This window comes from Embleya sp. NPDC059237 (assembly GCF_042754105.1).
GTDB lineage: Bacteria > Actinomycetota > Actinomycetes > Streptomycetales > Streptomycetaceae > Embleya.
In genome coordinates this window covers 210,788-223,938 of the sequence record NZ_JBHZAE010000017.1, presented here as the reverse complement: position 1 = coordinate 223,938, position 13,151 = coordinate 210,788, and the positions used below count along the sequence as shown (strand labels likewise).

10 protein-coding genes are annotated in these 13,151 nt (G+C 73.3%); 5 read left to right on the top strand and 5 right to left on the bottom strand.

Going from position 1 to position 13,151, the window contains the following annotated elements; genetic code table 11:
* Nucleotides 1-5 precede the first annotated feature (5 nt).
* Both ACFXKZ_RS39545 and ACFXKZ_RS39540 read right to left on the bottom strand, forming a co-directional pair.
* Nucleotides 6-695, bottom strand: a complete 690-nt coding sequence (locus tag ACFXKZ_RS39545) for a response regulator (protein WP_380008534.1) — start codon at nt 693-695, stop codon at nt 6-8.
* On the bottom strand, nt 692-1,888 hold the full coding sequence (locus ACFXKZ_RS39540) for a sensor histidine kinase (RefSeq protein WP_380008531.1): 1,197 nt from the start codon (nt 1,886-1,888) through the stop codon (nt 692-694). The genes ACFXKZ_RS39545 and ACFXKZ_RS39540 overlap by 4 nt, the downstream gene beginning before the upstream one ends.
* Before the next feature lie 141 nt (nt 1,889-2,029).
* Between ACFXKZ_RS39540 and ACFXKZ_RS39535 the strand changes: the two genes are divergently transcribed.
* Nucleotides 2,030-2,776: an ABC transporter ATP-binding protein gene (locus ACFXKZ_RS39535; protein ID WP_380008528.1), complete on the top strand. Its 747-nt coding sequence runs from the start codon at nt 2,030-2,032 to the stop codon at nt 2,774-2,776.
* Between the two features lie 82 nt (nt 2,777-2,858).
* On the top strand, nt 2,859-5,267 hold the full coding sequence (locus ACFXKZ_RS39530; protein WP_380008525.1) for an FtsX-like permease family protein: 2,409 nt from the start codon (nt 2,859-2,861) through the stop codon (nt 5,265-5,267).
* A 175-nt stretch (nt 5,268-5,442) separates the two neighbouring features.
* Here ACFXKZ_RS39530 and ACFXKZ_RS39525 read toward each other — a convergent pair whose 3' ends face one another.
* The 3 genes from ACFXKZ_RS39525 to ACFXKZ_RS39515 are packed head-to-tail and all read right to left on the bottom strand — an operon-like array spanning nt 5,443 to nt 8,524.
* A complete protein-coding gene (locus ACFXKZ_RS39525; protein ID WP_380008522.1) occupies nt 5,443-6,126 on the bottom strand; it encodes a response regulator in 684 nt (227 codons plus the stop codon).
* On the bottom strand, nt 6,123-7,367 hold the full coding sequence (locus tag ACFXKZ_RS39520) for a sensor histidine kinase (protein ID WP_380008519.1): 1,245 nt from the start codon (nt 7,365-7,367) through the stop codon (nt 6,123-6,125). The genes ACFXKZ_RS39525 and ACFXKZ_RS39520 overlap by 4 nt, the downstream gene beginning before the upstream one ends.
* Complete coding sequence (locus ACFXKZ_RS39515) at nt 7,367-8,524, bottom strand: hypothetical protein (RefSeq protein ID WP_380008516.1); 1,158 nt, start codon at nt 8,522-8,524, stop codon at nt 7,367-7,369. Before ACFXKZ_RS39515 ends, ACFXKZ_RS39520 begins: the two co-directional genes overlap by 1 nt.
* Nucleotides 8,525-9,276: 752 nt before the next feature.
* Here ACFXKZ_RS39515 and steA point away from each other — a divergent pair.
* The 3 genes from steA to ACFXKZ_RS39500 are packed head-to-tail and all read left to right on the top strand — an operon-like array spanning nt 9,277 to nt 13,114.
* Nucleotides 9,277-10,452 carry a putative cytokinetic ring protein SteA gene (steA, locus tag ACFXKZ_RS39510; RefSeq protein WP_380008513.1) on the top strand — a complete coding sequence of 392 codons (1,176 nt, stop codon included), beginning with the start codon at nt 9,277-9,279 and terminating at the stop codon, nt 10,450-10,452.
* Nucleotides 10,449-11,588, top strand: a complete 1,140-nt coding sequence (locus tag ACFXKZ_RS39505) for a copper transporter (protein WP_380008510.1) — start codon at nt 10,449-10,451, stop codon at nt 11,586-11,588. The genes steA and ACFXKZ_RS39505 overlap by 4 nt, the downstream gene beginning before the upstream one ends.
* Nucleotides 11,585-13,114 (top strand): hypothetical protein, encoded by a 1,530-nt coding sequence (locus ACFXKZ_RS39500; RefSeq protein ID WP_380008507.1) that lies wholly within the window; start codon nt 11,585-11,587, stop codon nt 13,112-13,114. The genes ACFXKZ_RS39505 and ACFXKZ_RS39500 overlap by 4 nt, the downstream gene beginning before the upstream one ends.
* Nucleotides 13,115-13,151: the final 37 nt, after the last annotated feature.

Here is a 13,151-nt window from a genome sequence, read left to right as displayed (position 1 = left end):
GCGGATCAGCGGGCGGATCTACGCGGCACAAGTCCGGTCTCGTAGGCGATGATCGCCAGGTGGACGCGGTCTCGGGCCGCGAGCTTGGCGAACAGACGCGCGACATGCGTCTTCGCCGTCGCCGCGCTGATCACCAACCGCTCGGCTATCTCGGTGTTCGACAGTCCCTGTCCGACCAGTGCCAGCACCTCGCGCTCCCGGTCGGTGATCCCCGCGATGAGACGCGAGTCCATGGCGGGCTCGGCGTCCGGTTCGGGGGCCGCCGGGCCGGACGTTCCGGCGAAGTCCGCGATCAGCCGTCGGGTCACGCTCGGCGCGATCAACGCGTCGCCGGCCGCCACCACGCGGATCGCGTCCAGGATCGCGTCCAGGGCCATGCTCTTGAGCAGGAATCCGCCGGCCCCGGCACGCAGTGCGCCGTAGACGTACTCGTCGTCGTCGAACGTCGTCAGCACCAGCACCTTGGGCGGGTCCGGCTCGGCGGTCGCCTGCCGGGTCGCCTCGATCCCGTCCATGCCCGGCATCCGGATGTCCATCACCACGACGTCCGGCCGCAGCTCACGCACCAGGCGCACCGCCTCGTGGCCGTCGCCGGCCTGTCCGACCACCTCCAGGTCGTCGGTGTCGCCGATCAGGATCCCGAGCCCGACCAGCATCAGCGGCTGGTCGTCGACCAGCAGCACTCGCGCGCTCATGCCGGAAGCCTCGCCGCGACCCGGAATCCGCCCTCCGGACGCCGGCCGGCGCTGAACTGGCCGGACAGCAACGTCACTCGCTCGCGCATACCGAGCAGGCCGAAGCCGCTCCCACCGGTCGCGGAGTGCCTCGGACGGCCCGGCCCGCCGAGACCGTCGTCCCCGTCGTCAACCACCTCTATGCTCACTCCTTCCGGCTCGTAACCGACCGCGACCCGGCACATCCGCGCCCCGGAATGCCGCACCACGTTCGTCACCGACTCCTGGATGATCCGGAACGCCGACAGTTCGATCTCCTGCGGCAGTGGACGCTTCTCGCCCCGCCAGGTCACGTGGACCCGCACTCCGGCGTGGGCCGTGCGTTCGGCCAGCTGCGGGACGTCGGCCAGGCTGCCGGCCGGCGCCAGCGGGGCGGCCTGCGGCATGGCGTCGTCCGGCTCGGCGCGGCGTAGCGCCCCGAGCATGCGCTGCAGCCCGAGCAGCGTCTCCCGGCTCGTGGTCTCGATGCCGATCAGCGCCTGCCGCGTCTGCTCGGGCTTGGTCTCCACGACCCGCGCCGCCGCTCCCGACAGCACCGTGATGATCCCGATGCTGTGCGCGACGCTGTCGTGCAGTTCACGGGCGATCCGCAGCCGCTCGGCCATGACGGCGTGGGCCGCGGTCTGTTCGTCCAGGGCTCCGAGGTATTCACGGCGTTTGCGATACACGCCTCCGAAGACCCACGCGACCGCGAACCACAACGCGAGCCACCCGGCCCACTGGAGCGCGTCGCCGACGGAGTGCCCGCTGATGGGGAGGTCGTTGACGAACGCGGCCACGACGCCCGCGACGGAGCCGATGGCGGCAGCCTTCGGCCGCCGGGCGGCGATGTACCCGTTCAAGGCGACGAGCAGGATGAACACGGCCAAGGGCCGCGCGCCGAAAATGTCGCCGAGGGCCGACTCGCCCAGGACCGTCGCGAAGACGGCCACCGGCATACGGCGCACCAGCAGGACGGGAAGGGCGAGCACGACGCAGAGACCCGTCGTCTCGTAGCGCCCGAGGTCGGGGAATCGGAACAGGCCGTCGTCAGGGCTCGGCGTCGTCAAGGCGAGCATCAGCATGTAGATGCCGGCGATCGCCAGCACCACGCCCTGTGACATCAGCCAGGTCACGCGCTTCGATGTCGACAGACGCCGGAGAAGCTCTTCCACACGGAGATCGTATTCAGTGGCGTCGGCTCCGCGCGTCGCCCCGGGGATGTACGCGGGTACACCGCCGGGCCGATGACCTCGGCAGAGGTGACATCCGTCGGCCGACGCGAGGCGTCCCGGGCCGTTCCTAGGTTCATGGCCATGACGAATCCGCCGATGATCGCTCTCCAAGACGCGATGAAGAAGTACGACGACGGCCCGCCCGCGCTGGCCGGTGTGACCTTGTCCGTGGCGTCCGGTGAGTGCGTGGCGATCCTCGGCCATTCCGGCAGCGGGAAGTCCACGCTGCTGAATCTGATCGCCGGTCTGGACAAACCGTCCAGTGGCACCGTGACCGTCGACGGCATCCGCGTCGACCGGCTCGGTGAGGCCGGTTCGGCGAAGTACCGCCGGGCTTCCGTCGGCATGATCTTCCAGTTCTTCAATCTGCTCGACGACCTGACCGTGTCGGACAACGTCATGGTTCCGGCGCAGCTGGCCGGGATGGGCAAGGGCGAAGCGAAGCGGCGGGCCGTCGAGTTGCTCGGTTCGCTGGGCATCGACCGGCATGCCGAGGCCTACCCGCAGCGGCTGTCCGGCGGGCAACGGCAGCGGGTGGCGGTGGCCAGGGCCCTGATGAACCGGCCGGCTCTGCTGCTGGCCGACGAGCCGACCGGCGCGCTGGACTCGCGCTCGGCCGAGGACGTGCGTCGGCTGCTGATGGACCTGAACGACGAAGGGCAGACCATCTTGTTGGTTACCCATGATGTGCGGCTGGCCGCCGCCACCGCGCACCGCACCATCGAGTTGGTGGACGGTGCGGTCGCGCGGGACGTCGTCAACAACGGCAGCGGTGCCGGCCCGGCCGCCCACACGTCGCCGACCCGTCCGGCGGGAGCGATCGGATGACGCTGCGCAAGCCGCCGATGCCCCGGCGCCTCTTCGAGGCCGGATTCCACGCGATGGCCCGCATGCTGCCGGCGGTGAGCCGGTGAGCGCGCTCGGCAAGGTCGTACGCTCCGGCGTCGGCCGACGCCGGCTCCAGTCCCTCGTCATGGCTCTGACGACGTTCGCCACGGTGACGTCGTCAGTGCTCTGCCTCGGTCTGCTGACCGTCGTGCAGGCCCCGTTCGAGCACGCCTTCAAGGCCCGGAAGGGGGCGCACCTGGCGGTTCAGTTCGACAGTTCGAAGGCCACGGCCGCGCAGGTCGCCGCCACCGCGCACGCCGCCGGCGTCACCGAGGCGGCCGGACCGTACCCGGTCGTCGCCGCCCTGGACACGATCGTCGGCACGGACTGCCCCGAGAAGGATTTCGCCGGTCGCGACAACCATCCGATCACCGTAACCACCCGGCCCGACCCGGGGAGCACCTCCGGGATGGACCAACTCGTGCTGACCCGGGGGCGCTGGCCGGCCGGCCCGGACGAGATCGCCCTGCCGGCGCAGAACTATGCCTACGCCTGCTTCGGCTCCTCGGTGGTGTTCTCCTCCCTGCCGGGCAAGCCGTCGTTCCAGGTCGTCGGCTTCGGCGGCTCGGTGACCAGCAGCGCGACCGCCTTCGCCACCGCCGACGGTTTCGCGCGGCTCACCGCCGCCGGGGCCAAGTCCGACGAGCAGATGCTCTACCGGTTCGCCAAGGTCGGCACCGACGCCGACATCGCCGCCGACAAGCAGGCGATTGCCGCCGCCGCGCCGGCCGGCTCGGTCGAGGCCGGACAGTCGTACCTGACCGCGGAGCAGCAGGCGACCGGCAACGCCAAGGCCTACGTGCCGTTCCTGATCGCCTTCGGGATCCTCGGGATGTCGATGTCGGTGCTGATCATCTCGATCGTGGTCAGCGGGGCTGTGGCCTCGGGAATCCGGCGCATCGGGATTTTGAAGTCGCTGGGCTTCAGCCCTTCGCAGGTGGCCCGCGCCTACACCGCGCAGGCCATGATCCCCGCGATACTCGGTGTGGTGCTCGGCACGGTGTTCGGCAACCTCCTGGCTGTACCGATCCTGGACGGGGCCGGCAAGCAGCTCGGCGGGGCCGGTGCCACGATCCCGTTGTGGGTCAGCGCCGTGGTGCCGCTGGGCACGCTGCTGATCGTCGGCGTCACGGCTTTGGTCCCGGCGCTGCGGGCCGGCCGGATGCCGGCGGTGCGGGCTCTGGTGGTCGGCCGCGCCCCCAAGGCCGGGCGCGGCCAGGCGGCGCATCGTCTGGCCGCGCGGCTGCCGCTGCCCCGGGCCGTGTCGCTGGGGCTGGCCCAGCCGTTCGCCCGGCCGGCCCGGGCCGTACTGGTCGGTGCGGCGGTGCTGTTCGGCGTGGTGAGTGTCACGTTCGCGGTGGGGCTGGAGGCCGGGTTCAACAAGTATCTGGACAGCAGCACCGCCGGCTTCAACATCGGGTCGAAGGTCGTGGAACCGGCCGCCGACGCAGACGTGCCCCGGGGTCTCTACGGGCCCAACGACCCGCGCAGGCCGCACCTGGATGCCCCCAAGGTGGCCGCCGCGCTTGCCGGGATCCCGGGCACGAAGGCCGCGTTCGGCTGGGGCGAGAGCGGCGCGACCATCGTCGGCGCCCCGCCCGGCGGCGAACCTCCGACGGTGTTCTCGGTCACCGGCGACTTCTCCTGGACGGGCATGGAACTGTTGTCCGGCCGCTGGTTCTCGGCGCCCGGCGAGGCCGTGGTCGGCGACAAGCTGGCCACGACGGCGGGGATTCACGTCGGTGACAACGTCACCGTGGTGCAGCAGAGCCGGCAACTGCCGCTGAAGGTCGTCGGTATCAACTTCGACACCAACGTGGGCGACTATACGGTCATGACGGATGCGGCCACCTTCACCGCCGCCGGCCTGGACCCGCACATCGAGCAGTTCAACGTCGAGTTGGCCTCGAACGTCAGCGGTTCGCACTGGTCCGCCTCGGCCGCCGCCGCGCTGACCCCGCTGAACGCCTCGGTCCGGCCGATCTCGAACGGGGGCAAGGCCATGGTGGTGCTCATCATGGGCACCCTGGTGGCCATGCTCACGCTGATGATGGTGGCGGTCGCCGCGCTCGGGGTGCTGAGCACGGTGGTGCAGGACACCCGGGAGCGGGTTCATGACCTGGGGATCTTCAAGGCCCTCGGGATGACGCCCAAGCAGACCATTGCGATGGTGCTGACTTCGGTGTCCGTCACCGGCCTGATCGCCGGGCTGATCGGGGTCCCGCTCGGGGTCGCGGTGGAGAAGGCGACGCTGACCGCGATGGGGCACGCGATCGGCCGGCACCTGCCGCCGAGCGTGTCCCACGTCTACACCGCAGGGCTGCTCATCCCCCTGCTCGCCGGCGGGATCGTCATCGCCCTGCTGGGCGCACTGCTGCCGGCCGGTTGGGCGGCAAAGACCCGGACCGCCACCGCGCTGCGGACCGAGTAGGACCGAGCAGAGTTGCCGGTCCCGGCATCGGCCCGTCGAGTTCACCGGTCCGGCTGCTGCGCCTGGTCGACGATCCGAGGAGCCAGGGGCCGACGTTCGATGACGGGCCGCGCGGTTCGGCGGCGCCGTAGGCAGCGCCATAGTCGGCGGTCGGGACGGGTGCAGGTGGGCCGGCCTACCCCCACCCGCCCCGACCCGTCGTCGTGAAGCCGCCTTCGTACGCGGCGATCACCGCCTGTGTGCGGTCGCGGACGCCGAGCTTGGTGAGGATGCGGGCCACGTGGGTCTTGACCGTTTCCGGGCCCAGTCCGGTGCGTTCGGCGATCTCGGTGTTGGCCAGCCCGGCGGTGATCAGGCGCAGGACCTCCTGCTCGCGCGGGGTGAGCCGGGCGATGCGCGTGCGCAACTCCGCGTTGTGGGCCGGCTCTTGGGTGCGGGCGAGGGCCAAGTCGCGGATGGCGGCCGGAAAGAGCAGCGAGTCGCCTCGGGCCACGGTACGGATCGCGTGCACCATGTCGTCGGCGCGGGCCCGCTTCAGGAGGAAGCCGTGGGCGCCGGCGCGGAGCGCGTCGTAGACGTATTCGTCGTTCTCGAACGTCGTGACCACCAGCACCTTCGGCGGGTTCGGCGACTCGCGCAGGACGCGTGCGGTGGCCTCGATACCGTTCAGGTCGGGCATCCGGACGTCCATCAGCACCACGTCGGGCCGCAGTTCGCGGACCCGATCCACCGCCTCTGCGCCGGTCGCCGCCTCGCCGACCACGGTCAGGTCGGGTTCGGCGTCGACGATCGCGTACAGGCCCGCGCGGACCAGGCTCTCGTCGTCGGCGATCACTACGCGGGTCGGGTGGGTGCTCACGGGTGGCCTTCCAGGGGTATTCGGGCGCTGAGGTGCCAACGGCCGTCGCGGGGACCGGCGGTGAAGGTGCCGCGCAGTACGGCGACGCGCTCGGCGGTGCCGCGCAGGCCGCGTCCGCCGCCGTTTCGGGTGGGTCGGGTGCCGGTGGTGGGGTTGTTCAGGTCGATCGTCAACTCGCCTTGCGCTACTCGGAGATGCAGACTGACCGGGACCTCGCCCGCGTGCCGCAGGACGTTGCCGAAGCCCTCCTGGACGATCCGGTACGCCTCGCGCGAGACCAGGCGGGGCAGCGCCGCGACGCCGTCGGCCGGGTCGAGGCGGAGGTCGACGTCGGCGCCGGCCGCGCGGGTGCGGGCGACCAGCTCGTCGAGGTTGGCCAACGAGGGCACGGGCGTGGCGGGTTCGGGGGTCTCCTCGCGCAGGAGGCCGAGGACGTGGTCGAGTTCGGCGACGGCGTCGCGGGCGGTGTCCTCGATCGCGGTCAACGCGCGGGCGACGAAGGCCGGATTGCGGTCCAGCAGGCGGCCGGCGGCGGCTGCCTGGATGCCGACCGCGCTGAGCGCGTGGCCGACCGAGTCGTGCAGGTCGCGGGCGATGCGGGCACGTTCGGCGAGGCGTTCGGCGCGCTGCTCGGCGAGGGCCAGGCGGTCGGCGGGGGTGGAGCCGAGCAGGATCGGGGCGATCCGGGCGAGCCAGGCGCCGGCGGCGGCGGATACCGGCAGGGGGAGCAGGCTCAGGGCGAGGCCGAGCGGGGCCCACGCGAGGGGGAGCGAGGTCGCCGGTTCGGCCCAGCCGAAGACGTCGGCCAGGTTCGCGAAGAGCGGCAGGAGGAGCAGGACCAGCCCGCCGGGGGGCGCGGCCAGCGACACGCCGGCCACCACGCCGCCCGCGAGCGCGTGCAGGGTGAACCACGCGGCGGCCCGTCGGCGGGCGGCGGCGCTCGTCGCGGGCAGGCTCAGTACCTCGCCGGTCGGCGCGCACAACACCCGCGCGGCGCTGCCTTCGAGGGTGCGCACCAGCGGGACCAGGCCGGCCAGCGCGACGAACGGCAACGCCAGGGCCAAGGCCAGGAGTTGCGAGGTGAGCGGCTCCGCCGGGGTGTCGCGCGGCAGTCCGGTCGCGGTGAGCACGGTGAGCGCGGCGAGGTGGAACGGGGTCAACAGGGCGCCGCCCAGAACCAGATGTACCCAGCGCAGCCGGGCCCGCCGACCGAGCAGCCGGCGGGTGAGGCGACGCACCATCAGGTCGCCCGCGGGGCGGGGGCAGGGGCGGTCGCGGTGGCAAGTTCGAGGACGGTCGGCTCGGGGAGCGTGGTGCCGCCGGTGTACTCGCTCAGGAAGAACCAGCCGATGGTCAGGACCAGGACACCGGTGATCATTTCGGCAGTGTAGACAAGGTGCAGAAGCGCGGATGTACGCTCCGCCATCCGACTGCCGGGCGCCGCGCCGGCGCTGATCAGGCCCATCCAGCCACCCCACCCGAACGCGCTGCCCGCACCGAACCAGACCATCGCCAGCGGTCCGCGCACCCGGGCGCCGCCGATCCGATACACCAGCAGGAGCAGACCCACCCCGCCCACGAGTGCGAGGCCGCCCTGGACGCCGTCCATCCATCGGCCCGACGCGTCGCGGTCCGCGATCCAGCCTTCGCTCATCCCCACGTCGGCGCCCAGCCCCCAGGCCAGTCGCGCGACGCCGACGAAGCCGAGCAGCGCGGCGGCGGCCGTACCGAGGAAGCGCTGCGCGTCGCGGGTGCCGGCCGGGTCCGGGAGCGTGCGGACCCGGGTGCGCAGGAGCGCGCCCCAGCGCTCGTGGGCGTACAGGGTGAAGGCGGCGAGCAGTACCGCGCCCTCGACGATGAAGCCGCCGTAGACCACGCCGTACACCCACGGGCGCAGGAAGTCGTCGCCCGCGAACGGGTTGCCGGTGAGCCCGACCGCCGCACTCAGCAGGTCGGCCGGCACGACCAGCATGATCACCACGAGCAGGCCCGACGCGACCCACAGCGGCAGCAGGATCAGCCAGGCCCGGACGCGGACCTCGCGGGGGCGGGCCAGGGTGTAGGCGATCAGCGCGGCGATGGCATCGAGGAGAAAGGTGAACGCGTTGGCCGCCACCCACTGGACTCGGTCGAGGTCGTCGGGGTGGACGACGCCCACGTCGATGCCGAGCACCCAGAGCAGCTTGAGGGTCAGGTAGGGGGAGCAGGCGGCGACCGCGAACCAGGCCAGGTGTTTGCGGAGGTTGTATGGGAGTGGGGCCGGTGTGGGCTGTGCGCTCCCGCTCCCGGGAGCGGGAGCGGGTGCGGCCGGTGCGGGTGCCGCGGGCTGCCCGGGCGACCCGGGAGTCGGCGAGGCGGATCGTGGAGCGGTCGGGTCGGTGAGCGCCGGGGTTTCCATGACCGCAACCCTCGCGGCGGCGTCCCGTGTGGCGCGTCGGCGCGAATGTGGAAGCCGGTCCCCCGGATGGGGGACGGGGCGGTCGTCCGGACGCCAACGGGGCGGTAGCCCGGAGGCGCCTGCGCGACGCGCTCGCGGCTCGCGGCGAGCCGGCCCGGCGCGGGCGCGTCTCGGGCTCGGGCGCGGCCCTCCGGCGTCGCCCACCCGGCCGGGGCCTCGGCGTCGCCCACTCGGCGCGGCCCCGGCGCGGCCCCTCGGCGCCGCCCCTCGGCGCCGCCCCCCAGCGCCGCCCCTCGGCGCCGCCCCCTCGGCGTCGCCCCCCAGCGCCGCCCCTCGGCGTCGCCCCCCGGCGCCGCCCGCCTGCCGCCCCACCCCCGGGCCGAGGACGCGCTTGCGGCTTTGGCCCGGTTCGCCCTCCCCGCCGCCGGTCCGGGCCTCCCGAAGCGACCGACGCCTTCTGTAACAGCCCCGCTCCGATTTCACGCCCCCGCGCCCGCGCCGGACGGTGTCGGACAGCGCCGGATCGTGCCGGGCCGCGAGTCTCCGACTCCGACCAGGCATCCCCGCATCACCCCGGGGCCGCTGCGAATTCGGCCACCCGTCAGCGCGTCAGCGCCCACGAGGTCATCGTCGGCCGGGGATCGACGAGCGCAGCGAGGAGAGCGGCCCGAGGCCGCCGCCCCGGCCCGCAGGGCCGTTTCCACAGCGGCCGGAGGCCGCCGGAGAATTTCGTGCATGGCAGGATTGCGCCGGTGAGGATCCCCACGCTTCGTCGTCGACGGCACACCGAGGACACCGGCTCGTTCGCCCGGGTCGATCGGCGTACCAAGGACCTCACCAAGCGGCTCCGCCCCGGCGACATCGCGATCATCAACCACGTCGACCTCGACCGGGTCGCCGCCGAGGCGCTGGTCAAGTGCCGCCCGGCCGCCGTGGTCAACGCCGCCGCCAGCATCAGCGGGCGCTACCCCAACATCGGGCCGCAACTGCTCGTGGAGGCCGGCGTACCACTCCTGGACGAGGTCGGCGGCAGTGTGCTGGACCGGATCCGCGAGGGCGAGCTGGTCCGGGTGGAGGACAACGTCCTCTATCGCGGCGACGACCCGATCGCCGTCGGCACGCTGCTCGACGCGGATTCCGTGGCCGCCGCGATGGAGAAGGCCCGCGCCGGGCTGTCCGAGCAGATCGAGGCATTCGCCGAGAACACCCTCAAGTACATCCGCGAGGAGCGCGAACTCCTCCTCGACGGCGTCGGCGTCCCCGAGATCCGCACCCGGGTCGACGGCCGCCAGGTGCTCATCGTGGTGCGCGGCTACCACTACCGCGAGGACATCGCCGCGCTGCGCCCCTACATCCGCGAGTACCGCCCGGTGATGATCGGCGTCGACGGCGGCGCCGACGCGCTGCTCCAGGCCGGCTACAAGCCGGACATGATCGTCGGCGACATGGACTCGGTCTCCGACCAGGCGCTGCGCTGCGGCGCGGAGATCATCGTGCACGCGTACCGGGACGGCCGCGCCCCCGGGATGGAACGCCTCGACGAACTGGGCGTGGAGGGCATCGCCTTCCCCGCCACCGGGACCAGCGAGGACATCGCGATGTTGCTCGCCGACGACGGCGGCGCGAGCCTGATCGTCGCGGTCGGTACGCACCTCACGCTCGTCGAGTTCCTGGACAAGGGCCGGGCCGGCATGGCGAGCACCTTCCTCACCCGGTTGCGGGTCGGCGGCAAGCTCGTGGACGCCAAGGGCGTCAGCCGTCTGTACCGCAGCCGCATCTCCACGACTTCGCTGCTCATGTTGTGCCTCGCCGCGCTGATCACGATCGCGGTGACCGTGCGGGTGACCCCGCTCGGGCGCGCGTACTTCCACGTGTTCGGGGCACAGTGGGACGCCTTCGTCTACTGGCTCCAGGGACTGTTCAGTTGATCGACTTCAGATACCACGTCGTCTCCATCATCGCGGTCTTCCTGGCCCTGTCGGTCGGGCTCGTCCTCGGCGCGTCCTTCCTCAAGGAGGCCGCCGTCTCCGGGCTCGACCAGTCGGTTCAGGACCTCGCCCGGAACAACGAAGGGCTGCGTCGCGAAGTCGACCGGGCGAACGCCGGTCAGCGCTACCTCAACGGCATCATGGGCACCGTCGGGCCCGAGCTGACCAAGGGCCGGCTCGCCGGGCACAAGGCGGTCGTGGTCGCGCTGCCCGGCGCGGACACCAAGCTGGCGGACAGCACGGTCAAGCTGCTCGACGGGGCGTCCGCGACGGTCACCGGCCAGGTGTCGGTGAAGGGGCAGTGGACCGACCCCAAGCGGGAGAACGAACTGGTCGCGGCGCTGGGCACGAACGCGCTCACGTTCCCGACCGGGTCGGCGACCGAGCGGGCCGCGAAGGTGTTGGCGGGAGCGATCACCGAGAAGACGCCGCCGATACAGAGTGGGACGCCCGGCGGTTCGACCACGCCGCCCGCGTCCGGGGCGCCGGCCACGGGGGCGCCGGCCTCCGGGGCGCCCGCGACGGGGACGCCCGGGTCGGGCGCGTCCGCCGGGGCCGGCGGGACCACCTCGGCGCCGCCCGCCGGCGGGGCGAACACGGGCCAGCAGCCCGGGACGGGCACCACCACGCCCGGTACGCACAACACGCAGGCCGCGACCGAGGCGCTGACCCGGCTCAAGGAAGCCGGCTTCATCGACGTCAAGGACAATCCGGCCGTCGGCGCCGACATGGTCGTGGTGATCGCGCCCTCGGGAGCCACCTCCGGCGACGACCCGGGGCGGACGAACAACGCGTACCTCGCGCTCGCCCGGGCGCTGGACGGCGGCGGCAACGGTACGGTCATGGCCGGCACCGCGTCCGCCGCGCAGGAGAACGGCGCGATCTGGGCGCTGCGCCGTAACGATCAAACAGCCAAGGCCGTTTCCACCGTGGACACCGCCGACACGCCCGTGGGTCAGGTCGCGGTCGTGTGGTCCCTGGTGGTCGAGGACAAGCAGGGCATTTCGGGTCAGTATGGGACGACGGGCACCACCGACGGTCCGCTGCCGGAGCTGCCGAAGAAGGAGACGCCGTGACGAAGGCCGCCGTGACGCCGGGTGCCGGTACGGGGGGCGCCGTGTCCCGTCGGGGTCGAGCCGGTCGGCTGGTGACCGGCCTGGCCGCGACCGGCGCGGCCCGGACCGCGTACGCCGCGCTGACCCGCCGCGCCCCGGGCGGCGCCGCCCTCTGGGAGCGGCGCAACCACCGGGGCGAGACGCTGACCCTGCTGGAGGGGCCGGCTGCGGCGATCGGCGCGACCGTGGCCGCCGCGTGCGCTCCGGGCGTACCGGGGCGGTGGCGGGCGGCGGGTGCGCTGGCGGCGGTCGCGGGGGCCGGGTTCGGGACGTACGACGACCTGGCCGGGTCGACCGACCGGCGCGGCTTCAAGGGCCACCTCGGGGCGCTCGCCAAGGGCGAAGTGACCAGCGGGGGCGTCAAGATCGTGGGGCTGGGCGCGGCGGGGCTTGCGGCGGGCGCGCTGGTTCAGCGGCATCCGGTGGATCGGCTGCTGGCCGCGGTGGTGGTGGCCGGGACCGCGAATCTGATCAACCTGTTCGACCTGCGTCCGGGGCGGGCGGCCAAGGCGGTGCTGATCGCAGGCGCGCCCGGGCTGGTACGGGGCGGCGCGGCGGCGGCTCTGGCGGCGGCGCCGGTGGGCGCGGCGGCGGCGCTGCTGCCCGAGGACCTGGGCGAGCAGGCGATGCTCGGCGACGCGGGCGCGAACGCGCTGGGCGCGGCGCTCGGGGTGGCCCTGGCGGCGGGCGCGTCCCGGACAGGACTGCTGACCAAGGCGGCGGTGCTGGTCGGCCTGACGGCGGCGAGTGAGCGGGTCAGCTTCACGAAGGTCATCGCGGGCAACCGGGCACTGAACACGATCGACATGCTGGGCCGCCGACCGGCGCCGGCCGCGAGCGCGGGGCCGGGGCCGGGATCGGCCAAGGACGCCGGCTCGGTCGCGGCGCCGGACGCGGAGGCCGGCGCGGACGCGAGGTCGAGGTCGGGCGCGGACACGGGGCCAGGTTCGGCCACGCAGGCCGGCGCCGGGTCGGCTGCGGATGCGGCGACGGCCTTGGGGTCGGCTACGGAGAAGGGGTCGAGGTCGGTCGCGGACGCGGAGTCGGAGACGGCCTCGGGGTTGGCTGCGAGCGCCGGGTCTGGGCCGGCCACGGAAACCGGTTCGGGCGCGGAGACGAGCGCGGACACAGAGGCCGGTGCGGACGCGGGGTCGGGTTCCGCCACGCAGGCGGGCTCCGGGTCGGGTTCCGCCACGCAGGCCGGGGCGGTGCCCGGGTCCGTTGCGGGTACCGGGTCCTTGTCCACCACGGGCGCGGCGCCGGATGCGGGGTCGGGTTCGGCCGCGGGTGCAGGGTCGGGGCTGACCCCGGACGCCGGCGTGGCCACGGAGACTGGCGCGGAGTCCACCGCGGACGCCGGCCCGGGGTCGGTCACGGACGCCGGAGCGGGTGCGGAGCCGAGCGCGGCAACGGGCGCCGGCGCGGCCGGCGACGCCAACGTCGTGCCCGGGCGGCCGGGTGTCGAGGGGTCCGTCGCGTCGGCATGACGATCGGCCGCCCCCACCATCGCCCGCCGACCGGCTC